The sequence below is a fragment of the Paenibacillus sp. FSL R7-277 genome, assembly GCF_000517965.1.
In the GTDB taxonomy this organism is placed as follows: Bacteria; Bacillota; Bacilli; order Paenibacillales; family Paenibacillaceae; genus Paenibacillus_AQ; species Paenibacillus_AQ silagei.
Genome location: NZ_ASPX01000025.1, coordinates 30,662 through 50,126 on the forward strand (window position 1 = coordinate 30,662; position 19,465 = coordinate 50,126).

At 48.2% G+C, this 19,465-nt stretch carries 17 protein-coding genes; all 17 read right to left on the bottom strand.

Annotated elements, in window-relative coordinates; all coding sequences use genetic code 11:
* Positions 1–14: 14 nt before the first annotated feature.
* A complete protein-coding gene (locus tag C173_RS10065; RefSeq protein ID WP_235191846.1) occupies positions 15–1,820 on the bottom strand; it encodes an AAA family ATPase in 1,806 nt (601 codons plus the stop codon).
* On the bottom strand, positions 1,747–3,930 hold the full coding sequence (locus tag C173_RS10070) for a hypothetical protein (protein WP_036724503.1): 2,184 nt from the start codon (positions 3,928–3,930) through the stop codon (positions 1,747–1,749). Before C173_RS10070 ends, C173_RS10065 begins: the two co-directional genes overlap by 74 nt.
* 16 nt (positions 3,931–3,946) lie before the next feature.
* Complete coding sequence (locus C173_RS10075) at positions 3,947–4,786, bottom strand: heteromeric transposase endonuclease subunit TnsA (RefSeq protein ID WP_036724504.1); 840 nt, start codon at positions 4,784–4,786, stop codon at positions 3,947–3,949.
* Positions 4,787–5,064: 278 nt separating this feature from the next.
* Positions 5,065–6,897, bottom strand: coding sequence for a glutamine--fructose-6-phosphate transaminase (isomerizing) (gene glmS / locus C173_RS10080; protein ID WP_036724505.1), 1,833 nt, complete (start codon positions 6,895–6,897; stop codon positions 5,065–5,067).
* 658 nt (positions 6,898–7,555) lie between these two features.
* Positions 7,556–8,896 (bottom strand): phosphoglucosamine mutase, encoded by a 1,341-nt coding sequence (gene glmM / locus C173_RS10085; RefSeq protein ID WP_036724506.1) that lies wholly within the window; start codon positions 8,894–8,896, stop codon positions 7,556–7,558.
* Between the two features lie 112 nt (positions 8,897–9,008).
* Positions 9,009–10,463 carry a CdaR family protein gene (locus C173_RS10090; protein WP_051477958.1) on the bottom strand — a complete coding sequence of 485 codons (1,455 nt, stop codon included), beginning with the start codon at positions 10,461–10,463 and terminating at the stop codon, positions 9,009–9,011.
* Positions 10,456–11,289, bottom strand: a complete 834-nt coding sequence (gene cdaA / locus C173_RS10095) for a diadenylate cyclase CdaA (protein ID WP_036724507.1) — start codon at positions 11,287–11,289, stop codon at positions 10,456–10,458. Before cdaA ends, C173_RS10090 begins: the two co-directional genes overlap by 8 nt.
* A 211-nt stretch (positions 11,290–11,500) precedes the next feature.
* The gene (locus C173_RS10100; protein WP_036724508.1) at positions 11,501–12,115 is read right to left on the bottom strand and encodes an anti-sigma factor family protein; all 615 of its coding nucleotides are present in this window, start codon (positions 12,113–12,115) and stop codon (positions 11,501–11,503) included.
* A 99-nt stretch (positions 12,116–12,214) separates the two neighbouring features.
* Positions 12,215–12,781 (bottom strand): RNA polymerase sigma factor SigW, encoded by a 567-nt coding sequence (sigW, locus tag C173_RS10105; protein ID WP_036696241.1) that lies wholly within the window; start codon positions 12,779–12,781, stop codon positions 12,215–12,217.
* A 909-nt stretch (positions 12,782–13,690) separates the two neighbouring features.
* Positions 13,691–16,483, bottom strand: a complete 2,793-nt coding sequence (gene ppc / locus C173_RS10115; RefSeq protein WP_036724511.1) for a phosphoenolpyruvate carboxylase — start codon at positions 16,481–16,483, stop codon at positions 13,691–13,693.
* 299 nt (positions 16,484–16,782) lie between these two features.
* A complete protein-coding gene (locus C173_RS10120) occupies positions 16,783–17,061 on the bottom strand; it encodes a holin (protein ID WP_200869530.1) in 279 nt (92 codons plus the stop codon).
* Positions 17,061–17,771 carry a M15 family metallopeptidase gene (locus C173_RS10125; protein ID WP_036724513.1) on the bottom strand — a complete coding sequence of 237 codons (711 nt, stop codon included), beginning with the start codon at positions 17,769–17,771 and terminating at the stop codon, positions 17,061–17,063. The genes C173_RS10120 and C173_RS10125 overlap by 1 nt, the downstream gene beginning before the upstream one ends.
* Positions 17,743–18,135: a hypothetical protein gene (locus C173_RS10130; RefSeq protein ID WP_036724515.1), complete on the bottom strand. Its 393-nt coding sequence runs from the start codon at positions 18,133–18,135 to the stop codon at positions 17,743–17,745. The genes C173_RS10125 and C173_RS10130 overlap by 29 nt, the downstream gene beginning before the upstream one ends.
* Positions 18,122–18,343, bottom strand: coding sequence for a hypothetical protein (locus tag C173_RS10135; RefSeq protein ID WP_235191847.1), 222 nt, complete (start codon positions 18,341–18,343; stop codon positions 18,122–18,124). Before C173_RS10135 ends, C173_RS10130 begins: the two co-directional genes overlap by 14 nt.
* Positions 18,321–18,638 carry a hypothetical protein gene (locus C173_RS10140; protein WP_036724518.1) on the bottom strand — a complete coding sequence of 106 codons (318 nt, stop codon included), beginning with the start codon at positions 18,636–18,638 and terminating at the stop codon, positions 18,321–18,323. Before C173_RS10140 ends, C173_RS10135 begins: the two co-directional genes overlap by 23 nt.
* 158 nt (positions 18,639–18,796) lie before the next feature.
* The gene (locus C173_RS35340; protein ID WP_268748445.1) at positions 18,797–18,928 is read right to left on the bottom strand and encodes a hypothetical protein; all 132 of its coding nucleotides are present in this window, start codon (positions 18,926–18,928) and stop codon (positions 18,797–18,799) included.
* Positions 18,929–18,984: 56 nt separating this feature from the next.
* Positions 18,985–19,458 carry an XkdW family protein gene (locus tag C173_RS10145; RefSeq protein ID WP_036724519.1) on the bottom strand — a complete coding sequence of 158 codons (474 nt, stop codon included), beginning with the start codon at positions 19,456–19,458 and terminating at the stop codon, positions 18,985–18,987.
* Positions 19,459–19,465 lie beyond the last annotated feature (7 nt).

Consider the following 19,465-nt stretch of genomic DNA (forward strand, 5'->3'; position numbering starts at 1 on the left):
CATCCTTTCATCATTTAATTTAATTGAGATATTAAATCAAATAGCTCATCTACTCCTCTTATATATCCTTTTTCCTCAAGTGCTTCTTCAGTCGTTAGTTTTCGTTTATGCCCCATTTCAACAATATAACGTATGTCATCCGTTTCCATCGCTGGTTTTAATCGTTTCCTATTCTTTATTTTTGGAATCTCAGCGCTTGGCTCTTCCTCTTTTTGTTCAGCCCTTTCCGTAGTTTCTTTACTTTCTATTATATGCTGTGCAATTTGACCAAACATTAGTGAAATATCACCTAGTCCTGAGCTAGCATCATAGACTCTATTTGCAATTTCCTCTGCTTCTGCTGGAGTTTGAACCAACTGTAGTGCAAATTTTGTTAGTTCAATCAATATCTCATCCTTTCTTCTTTTTTGAAGAGCTCTTGCATGATCCTCTTTTAAATTACCGTGAACTGTAATTCGATGTGATGCCTCTTTTAGGTATCCATTGAGTGGGATCCAATCAGGTTTAACATCTTCTAAATCTCCATATGCCGAGATATCCCCAGAACGCATTCGATCAAAAATTTGTTGGACCATTCTAAGACTTTTCTCTGATACATCACGAATAACCTTTTTCCGAATGCGTTCATCACCACCATTTATGATGGTCCGACATTGTACATGAATAAAAAGCTTAACTGCAATATCCGGGATTCCAAAAGAATAATAGTGCATTTCTGCCTTAAGTGCTGGTGTGAGCTCGGTATATGTTTTGGTGTATTGAAATGACCAGAGTTCCTTGATAAAATGATTCCACTCCCAACTGTCTTTAAGCATAAATCCGGAAATATTTTCAGCATAACCGTTTGGCAAGTACTTTCTGGTATTGGCTAAAGAATCTTTAAATAAGTAAAGCGCTTTATATGAACCAAGCAATATCACTGGAATGCCAATCGTGTTTACAAGTTGAGTAATAAAATCAATCATATTATCTTTGCCACCAGAGTAAGCCTTCTGTATTTTCTGGATTTCATCAATAAATAGACCGCCAAGATTAGTTTGAACAACTGTAAAAATCATTCTATTCACCAACGTTCCAATATTCCCGGGTTTTTCGGCAAATAATGCATAATAGTTACTTCCTAATACTTTATCTACCTCAGAGTAGAAGCTCTTGACAAACGTTCCGACTGATTTGTTAAATGGACATTCCACTTTAATCCATACCAACTGAGTTTTTGGTAGTACTCTTCCCTGATATTCACTGTGATGAATGACTTGAGGAAAGAGTTGTGTTAACATGCGTTCGTATATTTGTGTTTTCCCATATCCATTAATCGCAATTTCAACAAGACTCTCCGCAGTTTGAATATTTCCCGCTAAATTCGCACCATTTTCATCAACTCCTGCTCTATATATTTCATCCCAGCCCATAGCAAATTGACGATTATACATAGCGTGCATTGGATTTCTTGACTGATATCCTATTTTTAACATTGAATATAAGTTTCGATACTTTTCATAATGAGAAGGTAACGGCCGCCAGAAGTCCGGCTTGATTTGTTGTACAAACTCTAATCGATCCTCCATGGATAATTTGGAATACTTTGAAGTGAGCGGAGGATCTGAAGAGAGCACATCAATAAATTCACTTTCTGATATTCGATTAGGTAGAGCTTCTATAAATGGGTTTCCTTGATTCTTGGGATTAATCTGTTCATGATATTTTGCCATAACATGTGTTCCTTTTAGTCCGGAAATCCCCTCATTATTCATCGGCCATATCTCGCTTTCTTTTTTCTTCGCTTTTTCTCGAATAAAGTGACTGTCTCTCTTTTTCACTATTAGGCATACTCTCATCAGAGTCATATGAAAGTGGAAAATGGACTACATTATCTTCATTTTCTAATGAAATGTCATCCCTACTAAACGACTCATGTGATATGTTAGTCATTGCCCCCATCGCTCCCCAAACTTTGCTATCTTCTTTTCTAGTCTCACGTTTGTTTTGATTCCTGGAATAGAAGCTTTGGTCTTTAGTAGCAGCCTTTGTCTCCTCAGTTGCCTTTTTATCCGCTACTGCAGCAAAAGCATGTAACTCAGACCGGTGTTGCTTTTCTTTTTTTTCTTGTTCTTTAATTTGAGCATCGCGATACTCCATAATTTTATCTACTTCGTCAAAATGTATTTCCTCAAATTCCTTATATTTTCCAGTCAGAGAACATTGGATTAAATCTTTTTTATACTTTAGGAAGATACTACTGCAATTTCTTGGATCATATGTAATTTCAATATCTGTTTTCCCATCAATTCCTGCTCCATCTCCAACAAACCACCCTTCCTGAATAGCTTTACTACAGGTATAATTAAGTCCTCTATACTCAATACCTCTACGAGATACTCTCGCTGATGCACGCGGGAGTAAATTATAGCGGAGCTCATCTTTAGATCGTTTATGTAGCAATCTTCTTCCTTTACTCCAATTCCAAACACCTAATGGAGTAAGTTCAACTTGATCGGTATACATTTCTTTCGTAGGAACATAATCTTTACTTAATGCGCTCTTGTTGTAAGTCAAAAAGTACACAATTAAAAAGCGATTGAACTCTTCGATAGTCCAAGATGATTCTTTTGCCGGATTATAATCTCCTCGCACAAGTTCTCCAGCCTCCACTGCACCAGATAGTAATTGCCTGATCACCTCATTTGTTATATGAAAGTTTGATTCTATATGCGGTTTTAAATCACCACGGTAAGAAGGTGCATTTAAAACATCTACTCCTATGTTGGAAAATCTCTCGGATTGTTGTGATTTTAACTCTCCGCGATCACCAACTAGATTTCTAGGTAAAAAGTGACAAGGCCATTCTTCTTCAGTAATGTCAATACCATAACGTGTACAAAACTCCACTTTATCAGTTGCTGCATTTTCAATTGCTATCATAGATTCAAACCATGAACCATTAGCTAAACTCACATGATAACCAGCAACAAATCTACTAAATACATCCATTACTACATATAACAGCGGCTTGCCCAGTATTGTCTTACGATCAAACGACACCAATTCAATATCTGCTTTAGTTCCGTCTACTTCAAATACTGCTCCAACGCAAGTGCCCTTCTCGGAAGCATCTTCAACCATTGGACGTATCTCCATAGTTGCACGTCGCTTACCACGTTTGTGGGTATACTGAGCAGTTGGTGAATATTCGTTTTTGTACCAGTAACGAAATTGACGCAATGATGGATTTAAATCCGGATCAACAATTGGGACCATTACACCATATTTTCGATAGTAACCACGTTTGTAATACGTCTCACACATTCGTTCATGCGTCTTAGCAATATTCATTCCTAATCGAATGCGAAACACTCTTATTGCCGATTTAAAAATTTCTTTGTCTGCTTCAGTTACCTTCGTTTTATTTGAGGTTTTTCGGCCTGGCTTTGCATTATATACTCGATCTTTAGCAGGAACACCACAATCGAAATAATTATTGAGTAGACCATTTATAGACTTACCATAAAACCAATACTTTAGTAAATTATCCCGTATAACCTTGGCAGTTTTACCTGAAGCTAAAGCTGCGTCATTAACTAATTTCCCCCTTCGCTTAGATATATAGATATTTGGTTCTTGATTTACAATATCTTTAATTAGATTCCATCGTCGATCTCTATTATCTTTGTACTTTTTTAGATATTCTTCATCGGGTGAAACAATTCTCATATCCACTTCCAGCTCAGTTACCCTACTCATTCCCTCATCAATTTCGTATAAAATTTCCTGACATTTTATAAAATAGGGATACGACATTTTTCGAAGATTGCTGACATCCATGACTACAGCTTCTTCTTGGTTGCTATCAAGCCAAAGTACACGCAATACCTCTACTGCTTTTAGATCCTCGTCCAATCGTTCAATTATTGAGTTAATTACAATTTGCAAGTTAAATTCCTCCTTTCTAAGCCAAGTAAATGATTCTCCCAATTACTTCATTCTTATAAATCATCAGTGGTTCACTTTCTCGAATAATTCTTTTATTCACTTCGGTTTCCCAATATTTATTAGCTAACATATACTGAAGGATAAACAGACAAGTTCCTTTGGTTAACCCCATTTCTTTATCTGTTCGTATACAAAGGTTCATCAGCGAGGAGTTACCTGCATCTTTAATAAAAACCTCATATATATCCTCCGACAATAATTCAATAAGCTCCTCATTAACTACTTGCTGTGTATCCAGATATTTTGCATGTGCCATCCATTCAACATTCTTCACAAGGTAATTGGGAATCTTATATTCCGTAACTATGGACCAATCGATATCCAGTTCTGCAAAGTAGATTCTTTCAATTTCAAAGAGTTCTAAAGTACGAGTGGTTAATTTTTCGATGGGTTTTATTGTTCGGACCACATTACGAATTCCATTTTTAGTTGTTAGTGTTAACATAAAATCCGTTGTCATAATTACCGGAATGCCATCAATATGTGGATGTACAATACCAAGTTGCTCTGCAATCTCAATCGTTTTTTCCAGAGGGAGCAAAGGCCACTGTTCTCTGATATCAGAAACTCCATCTAACCATTCGCAATAATATAAATACTTTCTTTCATGCTCAGACAATGTATGGTGTATTCGCTTTGTTTTCCATCCTTTATGCCTTGTTATCCAACCCTCGGAAGCAATCTTATTGTCATGTGCTTGAATAAACGGCAGATACTTCTCTCCAACGCCTTGTCCCCTTCCTTTTTTAAGGTAATTAGCTTGCAACTTCACTTTTCTTTCAGCACGTTTGCTCATAAAACCCTCCATTTTCATTAGTTGTCCTGTGAACGAGCCGTTTTCGAGTATACAAATAATGGCCCCACCCTAAAAATAAAGGGTGAAGCCATTAGATATATAAGTTATTTGCAGTTCTAGATGTCATTAGATTCATTTTAGCCAAGTTCAATTACTAATAAACCATGAAGATATAAACTATATTGTCAAGACACAAACTTTTTGTAAATATACAAACTTTATTGTGCAGACACAAACTTTATTGTCACTGAACATACAGCTTTAGTTTCCCTTATCCCTTACTCCACAGTAACACTCTTAGCCAGGTTTCTTGGCTTATCGACATCATGACCCAGGGCCAGAGACGCATAGTAAGCCAGCAGCTGCAGGGTAACTACAGACAGTGCAGCAGTCAGCAGCGGCAGGGTCTGAGGGATCACGAATACCTGGTCAACGGAGCGGAGCAGGTCGTCTTTGTGCTCTTCGTGGGTGATGGCCATGACATGGGCGCCACGGGCCTTAACTTCTTTGATGTTGCTGACGGTCTTCTCCAACACGGATTCCAGGGTAGCCAGAGCGATGACAGGAACGCCTTCTTCGATCAGTGCCAAGGTACCATGCTTCAGTTCACCCGCAGCATAGGCTTCGGAGTGAATGTAGGAGATTTCCTTGAGCTTCAGCGAGCCTTCCTGAGCTACAGCGTAATCTACGCCGCGGCCGATGAAGAACAGGTGCTTGTGCTCAGCGATTTGCTCAGCGTAGGCTTTGATCGCGTCTTTTTGACTCAGAATGACTTCTACTTGCTCCGGCAGAGACTGCATAGCGGCCAGAATCTTGGTAACCTCAGACTCAGACTGTGTGCCGCGTACTTCAGCCAGATACAGACCCAGCAAAGTGAATGCGATCAGCTGGGAAGTATACGCTTTGGTCGAGGCTACAGCGATCTCTGGACCAGCCAGCGTAACCAGTACACTGTCTGCTTCCCGGGCGATAGAGCTGCCTACTACGTTGGTGATCGCCAGCACATGGGCTCCGTTCGCTTGACCTTCACGAAGAGCAGCCAGTGTATCAGCAGTTTCACCCGATTGGCTGACTACAATAACCAGTGTCTCCGGAGTTACGATTGGCGAACGGTAACGGTATTCAGAAGCAATATCATTCTCTACAGGAATGCGTACCAGGGACTCAATCAGGTTACGTCCAACCAGACCGGCATTATATGCAGTACCGCAAGCTACCACTTGGATATTGCGGATGTTCTTGATTTGTTCTTCTGTCAGGTTAAGCTCAGGCAGAATGACTTTGTTGCCTTCCGCATTCATCCGTCCGCGCATGGTATCACGGTATGCCTTAGGCTGCTCGTGGATTTCTTTCAGCATGAAATGCTCATAACCGCCCTTTTCTGCGGTAACGGCATCCCAATCGACAGTAATCATTTCCCGAGAAATAAAGTTGCCTTCAATTGTCATCAGTTCGACAGCATCCCGTGTCAATACAGCCATTTCGCCGTCGTTCAGGATATATACGTTCCGGGTGTATTCCAGCAATGCAGGAATATCGGACCCGATAAAGTTCTCGCCTTCTCCAAGACCGATGATCAGCGGGCTGGCTTGACGCACAGCTACCAGCTTATCCGGTTCATATTCAGTCAGTACACCCAGGGCAAACGCTCCGCGCATGTAAGAAATCGCCTGCTGTACAGCCTTAACGATATCTCCCTTGTATTCACGGGCAATCAGGTGGGAGATGACTTCTGTATCTGTTTCCGAGGTGAAGTGGCATCCTCCGGCAATCAGTTCTTCCTTGAGATCCAGGTAATTCTCGACAATCCCGTTGTGTACTACCGAGAATTTGTGGCTGTTGTCAGTGTGAGGATGAGAGTTCTCATCGGACGGCTTGCCGTGTGTTGCCCAGCGGGTGTGGCCGATGCCGGCACTTCCTGTCAGCGGAGTCGCATCCAGACGGGATTCCAGGTTCGCCATACGTCCCTGTGCTTTTACCACCTGCAGACCATCCTTCGTGAATACGGCAATCCCTGCGGAATCGTACCCGCGATACTCCAGCTTCTTCAGACCCTCTACCAAGATCCCCTGCGAATTCTGATTACCAATATATCCTACAATACCACACATTATAATTTCCTCCGTCCAATTTATCGTAATTAGGCGCGCATGAGGAAAGAAACGTGCCGTGCGGCATGTTTTGAAGAAAAGCAAATATGATGTTGTCCATTACAACCAACATGATAACCTGTCAAATCCATCGTTAGTCACGATTATGCACAGTCTTCTCCTCTGCCGTGGCAGAACCGTCTGCGTTCCTGCAAATGCGCATACCCATGATTTGTACATCTTTAAGTTAGCACCCACAAAAGCGTTGTGTGCAAGGTCGCCCTCGCATTTTCCGCTTCCATTTACGGCTCTGGTGCATCACCGGGAGGTCCCCGCCGAACATTTCGAACACCTCCACCTCGTCAGCTTACATCTGCCGTGATCCGTTCAGACCTTCCTGTACTGCTTACGCAGCCACCGGTCCTCCCTTCTCTCCCGCGCAAGATCAAGCTCTGGCGCTTGTGTTGCAATAACCTTACGATCCCCGCTTTCCTTCTGGAATGACACTTAGTCTATTATATGCACCTCAACCCGTTTTTGCAACGATGTGGCGAAGAAAACCTTTTTCATCCATTTCACACTTTTTCCAAACAGCCATGACCACATTAATCATTCAGCCGGTGAACGAATCAGATTGATCCATCCACCGGCTACCCGTTCCTGCTACTTCAGTGAGTGATTACACCAGCTCGCGCTGAACCACTTCAACAATCTGCCCTACAAAAAGATCCAGCTCCGCCTTATCCGGCCCTTCGGCCATTACACGGATCAGCGGCTCGGTTCCCGAAGGACGCACCAGGACACGCCCGTTGTCGCCCAGCTTGCTTTCCACTTCTATGATCGCGGCCTCAATGGCCGGATTGTTCGGATAATTGGTTTTGTCCTGAACACGCACATTGACCAGCACCTGCGGATACTTAGTCATCATGGACTTCAGTGTGCTTAGCTTTTTGCCGGAAGACTTCATGGTATTCACCAGTTGAATCGCAGTCAGAATACCGTCACCTGTAGTATTATAGTCCAGGAAAATCACATGGCCGGATTGTTCCCCGCCCAGATTATAGCCGCCGCGGCGCATCTCTTCCATCACATAACGGTCACCGACCGCAGTCTTCGCCGTATTCAGCGACAGCTTCTCTGTTGCCTTGTAGAAACCGATGTTGCTCATTACTGTAGATACAATGGTGCCATCCTTCAGCTTCCCTGCACGGTTCATCGCATCCCCGCAAATGCAGAGAATGAAGTCGCCGTCCACCTCGTCGCCGTTCTCATCGATAGCGATCAGGCGGTCCGCATCCCCGTCAAAAGCAAGCCCAAGATCCGCACCATGGCGCAGCACCTCTGCACGCAGAGTCTCCGGGTGTGTGGAGCCGAAGCCGTCATTGATATTAAGCCCGTCCGGCTCTGCCCCAATGGCAATTACTTCTGCGCCCAGTTCCTTGAATAATCGCGGTGCCAGCTCATAGGCTGCACCGTGTGCGCAGTCGAGCACCACCTTCGTGCCCTTGAAGCTCTGGTCGATGGTGGTCTTCAGATACTCCAGGTAGAGATATTTCGCTTGATCATCGACCCGCAGCGTGCCCAGACCCGATCCTACCGGACGCGGCAGCTCATCGTGCTCGGCATCCATCAGCTCCTCAATGCGCAGCTCCGTTTCGTCTGTCAGCTTGAAGCCGTCTCCGCCAAAGAACTTGATTCCGTTATCCTCCACCGGATTATGTGAAGCAGAGATCATCACTCCGGCATCCGCCTGGAGCAATCTTGTGATATAAGCAACAGCAGGTGTAGAGACTACACCCAGACGGATCACATCTGCCCCAATGGACAACAAACCCGCAATGAGTGAAGATTCCAGCATTGGACCTGAGATCCGTGTATCCATGCCGATGACCACTTTAGGCTTTTCCACATTTCCTGCCAGCACATATCCCCCGCAGCGTCCAATACTGTAGGCCATTTCTGCTGTTAATTCACGGTTAGCCACCCCGCGTACGCCATCTGTTCCGAAATACTTACCCATCTTTTTTTCTCCTTTAGAATACGCTGCTTCAGCTTAATAAATTATAGTATGAATGATTCGATAATTCGTGTATGTCAGGTGCATATAAATAGACTTTTACATGCCCGGAAGGTTACGTTCCGCCCGTACTGTCGGCATTATTGCCGCTTGCGGGCGGCGTTGGTTCAGCAGTCTCCGGCGGAATATGTGTCGGCGTCGGGGTCTCCTCTATAATCTCGGTGGTGTGCTCCGGGGTTGGCTCTACGAGCGTCTCGTCCCCGGATGCAGGCTCAGCACTGGGCTCCGGCGTAGGCGTCGGGATAGGGCTACTGTCCGGCACGGCAGTCGCGGCCGGAGCAGCAGGCGCTACCAGCTCCACCTTCGCAACAAGCTGCGAGGCGGCATTCTCCAGGGTAATGAACCGGGGGAGCGACACCTGCAGCGTAATATCGTAAACACCGGCCGTGAGCCCCACGACATCTGCAACCACACTGATGCTATCCTGGTCGAGCTGGTCCAGCAGTGTTGGCGCACCTGATAGGGTCAGATCCATAGTGGCGCTTCCGGGGTCTATGACACGGGCTGTCAGCCCGCTGCTGACGCCCTCCAGCTTAATGGGGATAGCAGAGAGGGTCCGCTGGGTAATCTCCGCCGCAGAGACCGCTACGGTCATTGCCGCAGGTTCAATCTTGCCTGTGCCCTCCGGCGGCTTAAGCTCCAGCTTCATTTGCTCAGTACCCGCATTCTTGATAGTGCTCAAATCCAGGACAGCCTCATACGAGGATAAGGTCTTAAGGGTCTCTGCACTGCCGTACACCGTTACCATATCCTGTTCAGGCGTTACCCTAGACAGCACCAGGGAACCGGGCAGACTGCCGGTGAAGCTGATGTCCAGCGGCAAGGTTTTGGACGGGAGGGTAACAGGCACTTCTACCGCTACTGTAGAGGGTTCAATGACCGCATCCTCCAGCTCATTCCCCTTACTGTCCAGAGCAAAGAGCTTCAGCCTCTTCTCACTAAAAGTCTCATTCTGCCCCTCCAGCTCCACCTTCCCCTGCACCTTCGCTACCCGTCCAAGATCACTTGCCGGAAGAGTAACCTCCACGGATACCGGGTCAATCACAGGACTGCCTACTTCATAGCCTGCTGCCGGCTCTCCCGTAATATTCAGCGAGACGGGAAAAGACTTCGTCGTCCGCGGCTCGATATGCACATTCACCTGATTCGGGACCATAGCTTCCAGGGTTACACCACTCGGAGTCGAATACATCAGCGGAAGCGTGTTATCACCGGGCTTCACATCCTTCAGATCCAGCCATACCCGATAAGCATCGGAGAATTTATAGGTCAGATCGGACTTTTTGCCCATTACCTCCATCCTGACGCTGTCCACATCCTTGGTCAGTACATAATTCTCACTGTCAAAACCTTCAATCTCCACTTTGACATTCTCAATCGTCTTCGATTCGTTATTAACCGTAGTCTGGTACGTTGGCGCTGTATCCACATGCACAATGGTCCACAGAATAATCCCCAGAGCCAGGGCAAGGATCTTGTTGAAGTTATTGTTCTTCATCCATTTATCCATTGTCTTTATTCCCCCTCCGTTTCCAGAAAGCGGAGCTCTTCTCCATCAGGGGCGAGCTGGTTGCGCTCAGCTCTTGGTGCAGCTTCGAGATCAGGGACTCTTCCTTGATATCCCGGACAATTTGTCCATTGATGGCCAGCGAGATCAGGCCGGTCTCCTCAGAGACGACCACAGACACCGAGTCTGCCACCTCACTGATACCGATTGCGGCCCGGTGCCGGGTTCCCAGCTCCTTGCTGATGAACGGATTCTCCGAGAGCGGCAGGTAACAGGCTGCCGCAGCGATCTGGCCTCCCTGCATAATCAGCGCTCCGTCATGCAGCGGCGTATTGGGGATGAAGATATTAATCAGCAGCTCGGAGCTGACCTCAGAGCGCATGGCGATCCCGGATTCCGTATATTCATTAAGCCCCGTGGCCCGTTCGAATACGATCAATGCCCCGATTTTGCGGACAGCCAGATAATTCACGGCTTTAATCACTTCACCGATTAATTTACTGATCTCCTCATCATTCTCCGCATTCCGCCCGAAGAACTTGCCCCGGCCGAGCTGTTCCAGCCCCCGCCGCAGCTCCGGCTGAAAAATAATAAAAATCGCGAGTATCCCAAAAGTAAACACCTGGTTCATCAGCCACCTCAGGGTATACAGATCCAGTAGAGTACTGCCGCCCCAGATGACGACCAGGACCATAATCCCCTTCAGCAGTTGAACCGCCCGCGTCCCGCGCACCATATTGAGCACTTTATAGATAATGTAGCTGACAATTAGAATATCAATTATATCTTTAATGGATTCTTTCCATGTAAGGTCGGTAAAGTAGCTCATGGCCGAAAACCCCCGTGATTTCAAATTAACTGGGTTTATGTAAATTGTCTGTTAAGCTTGAATCTTATTCTAGGTTATAACGTTACGCCTCCGGTTGCAAGTTTGGCGGCTGGTAAATTGATGAACCTGTCATTTCAGGCAACAAAAAAGCGCCATCTTTCCGGAAAAAGAGGCGCAAATGAGTTATCTGCTACAAGCGACCAACATTTAGCTATCGGTAGGCAACTTCAGAGAACATGTTCGTCACTTTATACCAGATCCAGCTTACGGCTTGGTCTATACTTTTGACTTGCCCGGAGATATGGGCGGTTGAAGCCTGATACAGCGAGCCGTCGATGACCGTTACGTTCCCGTTGACTTCCCCGTAGACTTGAGTCTTACCGTTCTCCACCGTCAGATCGCCGGAGATAATTTTGCCGGAGGGTACAATCACCGTATTCCCCTTGATCACAACCTGGTCGAGGTCTGCCCCTCTAACCACAAGCTGCCGATCCTGATTCCAAAAGGTTACGGAGCTCATCAGCATCACAAGAATGAACATAGACGCCGCCGTCAGGGCCGGATGCCGCTTGATCCAGGTGATGAAGGCTCTTTCCTTCTTGGGTTTCGGTAATGAATCCATAATCCGGCCAACCAAATCCTCCGAGGCCACAGGTGTCTGGTGCATCAGGGAAAACATCAGCATATCGGTCTGTTCCAGTTCTTTGAACCTCGCACGGCACTCCGTACAGGATAAAAGATGCTCCTTCAATTCCCTCTGCTGCAGGTCGGGCAAGTCGTCATCCAGGTAGTCGTGCATCATAGAGACGGCCAGTTTGCATTCCATAGGAGCCAATCCTTTCATACGTGCTAATTTAGTGCATAAGACTTGCTTAACTTACATACGTCCCTGCAATGCAGGAGTTTCATAAAAAATAATCTATTTTTACAATTTGGGTCCTAACTTCTTACGTAAAAACTCACGGCCACGATGCACCCGGGTCTTGATCGTCGTTACAGGCATATCCAGCACATCGCCGATCTCCTGAAGTGACAAATCCTGCAGGTAGCGCAGAATCATAACCGACCTGTACTTCACGGGCAGGCTGTCGATGGCTTCATAGATGAGTCTCTGTGTCTCCGAGAGCAGCAGCTCCGTCTCCGGGGTCACATTATCGCTCGGAATCATCGAATACCCGTCAATCCCCTCCTGGTCGTTCATCTCGGCATCCAGGGAATAGGTCGGGCGACGCTTACGCAGCCGGTCAATGCAGAGGTTCGTGCCAATCCGGTAGATCCATGTCGAGAACTTCTGCTTATCATCATACCTGTCCAAATTTCTGTAGACGCGCAAAAAAGTCTCCTGAACAACATCCTCCGCCTCATGGCGGTTATTCAGCATACGGTAAGCCAAATGATAAATTTTGTCTTTATATAGTTCCACAAGCTCGGCAAATGCCCTTTGGTCACCCTTCAGGGCGAGCTTTGTCAGTCTGCCTTCCAGATTCTCCACCTGTTAACTCCCCCAGACTTGCCGCCCTTGGACTGTCAGCTCTTCGAAGACCACGGTACAAGCATTTAAATCGTAAATCATGTGCTTGCAAAAATCAAGGTTTGTATTGTTACCTTCTATATAATGTGCTGGAAAAGCTTGCTGCCGGGTTGCTGGCGGCTGATCGCTGGAGGAACCCCCTGGCCCCCATGGCGGCTGATTAGTCGGGGGCTGCGCAGAACATTTGGACTTCCGGTCGCTGTTATTGGCAGATTTCCTGATTGGAACCGCTAGCTGCGGTTGAAATCTGCCAATAAAGGCGAACGCTATCGCTCCTACAGTTCCAAATTTCCGCTCCGCCCCCTCCATCAGCCTGGTTCCCCCCACTGCTTTTCTTGTTGCCCAAAGTATATCTCAGGCAACAATGGGGTGGGGCATGGGCTCGGCCGGGTCTGCGACTCCCGGCCTCCCTTCCTTTACAACAAAACCCTCCTAACACATAGAGCATGACGTTGCCTTATGCCCCTCTTAGAGCAGCACCCCACTGTTTTGCATCCACCTGCTTTATCCTCATTCTATTTCTATTCGGTTTTTCACATACATTGGCTCATATGCCTTCGTCACTGCCCATTGTGTTCGGTTTTTCGCATATAATGTGCCCATGTGCCTTCGTGACCGCAAATTCCTATAAAAAAAGCCCACCTCCGGTTAGGAAGCGGGCGGGGAATTCTGAAGCGGCTTAGGGCAGGCTTCAAAGATTCAAGACCGAAAGACCAGGGCCTAAGATCGGAAAATCAAAACCTTAAAGCGGCTTCGCCGACTTTGAGATCCAAAACCCTAAAGCGGCTTCGCCGACTTTGAGTTCAAAACCTTAAAGCGGCTTCGCCGACTTTTTAGATCAAGATCGTCAGAGCGGGTGCTCACAAACCATCAGCCGGTATTCCGAAGACCGGCAGCAATACCATTGATCGTAAGCAGTACCTCACGCAGCAGCTCAGCGTCATCCCCCTCAGCCTCACGCAGGGCGCGAAGCTCGGCGAGGAGCTGAACCTGGAGGTAGCTGAGCGGATCAACATACGGATTGCGCAGGCGGATGGATTCCTGAATGACCGGAACATTATCCAGAATGTCCTGCTGGCCGGTGATCTGAAGGATTAGCTCGGAGGTCAGCTTGAACTCAGCCTCGATCTGGCCGAAGATTCGCGCGCGCGCCTCCTCGTTCTTGCCCATCCCGGCGTATTCCTTGGCGATGACAAGATCCGCCTTCGCAATAGCCATCTGCAGCGTATCGATCAGGGTCGTGAAGAATGAGAAGTTCGCATACATATGCTGCATGATCTTCATATTCTCTTCCTTGCCCTCATAGAAGCTCTGCAGACCGGTTCCGGCGGCATACCATGCTGGAAGCAGATAACGGCTCTGCGTCCAAGCGAATACCCAAGGAATCGCACGCAGGTCCTCGAAGCGCTCGCTATTCTTCCGCTTCGAAGGGCGTGAACCGATATTCAGCTCGCCTACCTCCGGCAGCGGGGTTGACTCTTTGAAGTACGTCAGGAAATCCGGATCACGGAAGATCAGATCCTGATACTTGTTCAGCGAGACTTCAGAGATACGGGCAATAATCTCATCCCACTTGGCTTCGTACAGATCCGCTTGCGGCGATCTGGCATGAATAGCGGCCGTAATCAGAGCGGATGTCGCCTGCTCCAGACTGCGGTAAGCAATGCCTTTCATCGAATAACGGGAGGAGATAACCTCACCCTGCTCGGTAATCTTAATCCCGCCGCCGATGGTGGAAGCCGGCTGGGCCAGAATGCTCCGGTTGAGCGGCATACCGCCGCGTCCGAGGGCGCCGCCCCGTCCATGGAAGAATTTCAGCTTAATGCCGAACTCATCGGCAGTCGCTGTGATCTGCTTCAGGGCCACTCGCAGCTCCCAGTTCGCTGTAACGACGCCGCCGTCTTTATTACTGTCGGAATATCCCAGCATAATCTCCTGCAGATCATTCATCGCACGGACCGCATCGCGGTAGATCGGCATGCTGAGCAGCGTACGCATAATCTGCGGCGCATCATGCAGGTCGTCAATCGTCTCGAACAGCGGCACAGCCTGCAGAGTACAGACTACCGTACCGTCGTTGTCTTTGCGGAACAAGCCGACTTCCTTGGAGAAGACCATAACCTCGAGAATATCGCTTGCCGCCTCCGCCATACTGATCAGATAACTTGTAATACACTGCTTGCCGTATTCCTCCTGCGCCTCATAGATCGCACGGTATACCGCCAGGCATTCCTCTGTCCCTTCACTATACGACTGGTAAGGGGAAGTCAGCGGACGCGGATCATTCAGCAGCTTCTCCAGCAGCACAATCTTCTCTTGCTCAGACAGCTTGGAGTAATCCGGTGTAACATTCATCTTGGCCAGAACCTCTGTCATTGCATTCTCATGCTCCTGACTGTGCTGGCGGACATCCAGCGTAGAGGTGTGGAAGCCGAAGAGCTCCACCTGACGAATCAGCTTCTTTATGTAGGTATCTGCTACATAATCGGCGTAGTGATGCCGCAGGCTGCGGTCAATCACGTTCAGGTCGTCAATGAATTGCGCCGGGGATGCGTAGCGCTCTGGTGTTCCTTTTTTCTCATCGTCCAGCACATTCTGTGTCTTGGAGATCATATAGCTGAGCTTAATCCGGTAAGGCTCGTTATCATTACGCCAGGCATCGACCCGGTTAAGATTGATAATATTCCGGTCTGCCTCAATCGATTCCAGCAGTTCCGGCGTCACATTCACAATGCTTGTACTAAAGCTCAGGTACTGCATCAGCTCGCGCATAATACGCTGGTATTCACGAATAGCCAGCTTGCGCTGCAGACGGAGGGTCTGCAAGGTAACGGTTGCCTTCACGGAAGGGTTGCCGTCGCGGTCTCCCCCGATCCATGAACCGAAACGCAAATAGGTCGGCACATGCCAGTTCTGGCCCGGATAATATTTGCTCAGACAGCGCTCAAGCTCCTGATATACATCCGGCAGCACTTCAAAAATCGTCTCATGGAAGTAATACATCCCGTTACGCACTTCATCCAGCACCGTTGGCTTACGGTCACGCAGTTCATCAGTCTGCCACAAGGTAATAACCTCATTCAGCAGCTTCTCCCGGAGCTGTTCGCGTTCGCGGAACGTTAACGTCGGATTATCCAAGCCCATGACGTCGTCGGAGATCCGTTTGTGGATATCGAGAATTGCACGGCGCATAGCTTCAGTAGGGTGAGCGGTCATAACCAGCTCGAGTGACATGCCGCTCATGATCTCAAGAACCTCTTCGTGGGAGAAATCCCGTTCGCGAAGCTCCTGAACCGCGCTCTCAATCGACCCCGGCTGTACAGTCTCCCCGGCAGAACGTTCGTAGTCGCGTTTACGGCGAATCCGGTGGTTCTGCTCGGCGATATTCACCAGCTGGAAATAAATCGCAAAGGCACGGATCACCTGATGGCGATTCTCCGGGTCCAGTGAGCTAATCAGCTCTTTAAATTCGTTGTGCAGTTCAGGCAAAAACAATGAGCGCAGCGATTTGCTGGTCTCCCGGATTTTCTCCACAATATCCAGCAGTTCGTTGCCGCCTTGGTGTACCAAGACTTCGCCCAGTATGTTCCCCAGGAACCGTACGTCCCGCCGCAGCAGATTGTTGGAGTTGCTTTTGCTAACGGTAGTCGTAAGTTCGGTCATGCTGCTCCCCCCATCCTCTTCCGGATCAATGCTCTTAACATTGTCTATTTGAAAAGCTTCCTCATATCATACAATAAAACCGCCCGGAAATCTTCAACTTTATTGCGCGGTAAAGCAGTGCAGTGATTTCGATTATACACCAAACCGGCCATTTATGCAGTCCCAAAAAATTATGTATTTCTTCCTGGTATATTCTCTCTTTGATATGTACTTTATGCAGTGTTCATGTGAAGTTATATGACGTAAAACGACAAAAACAGCCAGCTCCGCAGAGCCGGCCGTTGATCACAGGTTAACTTTTATTTCATTGTGTGCCCTGAGCGGTTGTTGAATGCCAATTCGAATAATCCGGTAGCCGATAACCCGGCCAATCCGCCTGACCATAGACGCAAGATCAACTCCAGCTCTGTAAAAGGATACGCCGCCGCTCCAACCAGCAGCCCGATGCCAAGTCCGATAAAAGGGATGCTGTTACGCGGCAAACGGGTATTATTTTTGATCAGCTGCACTAGGGTAAGAATAAAGACCGACAGGATTGAGGCAAAAGCCAATACATTATCCAGCAGTTCGCTGTTCATCATGAGATTGCTCCTTTCTGCGGGATGGTGGTGATATCAACGGTGTTGGCAGCCGGATGGTAGGCAATCTGAGCGCCCAGTGCCTCCGCAATTTTACGTGCAGGAACATAGGTAACCCCATTCTCCAGCCACCCGTCCGCAATCTTCCTCCCATTCACCTGTACTGCAACTTTCATCTGAGTCCTCATCGCTTGTTCCTCCTTGGGCTTGATGCGTTCAACCACCGCCTCCACGGCCGCAGCCGTAGGCTTTTTCCTGGTTCGCAGATCTGCCAGACTTAATCCGAAGCTCATCTGCAGATGCGGGTAATCCTTGAAGCTAGTCCAGTCGCCGCCCCATTCGAACCCGATGGCCTTAGCGTGCTGCACCACCTCCAGCCAATCCCGGGTCCCATTCTGGTTCTCATCCCTGTTCATATCCCAAGAGACACTTGAACCATCCGGAAGCAGCAGCGCAAAATCCGCCGCCAATCCATAATTGTGATAGCTGTACCCGCCGCGCGCATTCGTCACGATTGCTCCCGGCCGGGTTCGCCCCTGGGCATAGAGCGCATCCTGTTCGGCAATCGTCCGCAGGCCTTGCGTGATCAGAATGGGAACTCCAACAGCATAACTGCGTTCAATCAGTGCAGTCGCTGCGGCAAGGACGGCGGGATGAAGCCCGGACAGGCGGGCAGCGGATTTATTCAGAACCTGAGCCAGCGTCAGCATGCGATTCCTCCCCTTTCCTGATTTCAGAGAGGACCACGAACAGATCCTGGCGTCTGGTGTACATCAAGAGGGTTAGGATGACTAGCCCTATGGTCGTTCCCGTCTGGGCAATAGCCCAGGCATCCGATTGCAGCGAGCTTCGTATAGCGTCCGGGACGGGAGCGGAGCTGAATCTGATCCAGAAGGCCACCGCCATTTTAACCGTATACGCCCCGAGGAAAAAAAACGCAGCCAGCATAAACAGACTGACCACGCGCACCCGGAATCTTCGGCGGAAATACAAAAAAAGCGCAGCCATCAGCAGCAGCGCACAGATAAAGGATATAGAATAGGCCAGTAACAACACAATATCAATGCTGCTCATCTTCTGCCCCCCGATCATAGATTAGGAACTCGGCGAACCCGTTGTTCCTGATTTCTTCCTGAATGTCTTTAGAGACATTCTTATACCTGCGGATAGAGAGCGATACTCGGTGTCCTGCCAGCGCCAGCCTCCGCTCTCTGTCCCGGTGCAGGGGCGATAGACGCTTGATCCACGCACTCAGCACGTTATCCCCCCCTGTCTTCTTCATTAGTACTGGTACTACCCGTATGGCTGCCTGCGGAATGGTCTATCTTCAAGCGCTGTAAGACTTCAAGCGTGGGTGCCATGAAGTCTGACCGCTCTTTGTCGAGGATATTCTGCAGCCTGTCCCGGTCTTCCTCAGCACGCTCCAGCAGTTCACGCGGCACCAGATTCCCCTTCACAATTGACCGCAAAAGCACAAGCATAATCATGAGCAGAATCAGAGCGATGATATAAGCCAGTCCATACTTATCCGCAAGCGGCAGCAGCTTCTCCAGATTCGCTACATCGTTGCTGTCCATTGCTTCACTCCCTTCTGTGTGGTTATTAAAGTAGTTATATAAGACGCACTTAAGATTTAAACTTGAAGCTTCATCGTCACTGCGGTGAATATTTGGACTTAGCCCCCGGACGGGTCCGAGGGCAAAATAAAAACGCCCTGAGCGGCGCCTGTGGCAATCTACTCTTCAGTTACAAGAAACGTAAGTCCGTTCTCCACCAGAATCTGCTTGACGGCAGGCTTCAGCGTAGAGGGGATCTCGCTATACTTCGTCTTCCCCAGCGTAACGCGTTGTGCGAAAAATAATGCCATTGCTCTCACCACCTTACTATAATAGAGGTAATGCGCAGGTTAGACCCGCTGAACGATTACGTGTAGACTTGCGTGGCCATCTCCGCAATGAGATCCTCAATGAAATCCGCCCGTTCGCTGAGCGCGTTATTCTGCGCCTTTAGCCACAGATTCTCTTGCTGCAACTGTTCCAGCTCTGTCAGTACCGGCGGCTTGTTGGCCTCAGCCTCCTGGTACGCTTCCCACGCCGCCTGTAATTCAGCCTCTGTCGGCTGCGGCACCTCCAGCTTCCAGACCGCAATATATGGCCCGCGTTCTACGAGATCATAATCCTCGCCTTCGGTCAGCAGATTGTAGTCGATGCCGTGGCGGTAGTGGACGCCTTCTACGGGTTGTTCGCCGATTTCTGGCAGCTTGATCTCGTAGCGTACCTGGCCTTTAGTTTCGGCTCCTGGCCGCAGGACGGGTTCCGGGCCGTTGTCTTGGACGATGAAGTCGTGCATGGGGTTGGCAGTTGGGTATAAATAGTTAATTGCTTGTGCTAGGTTCATTTATTCA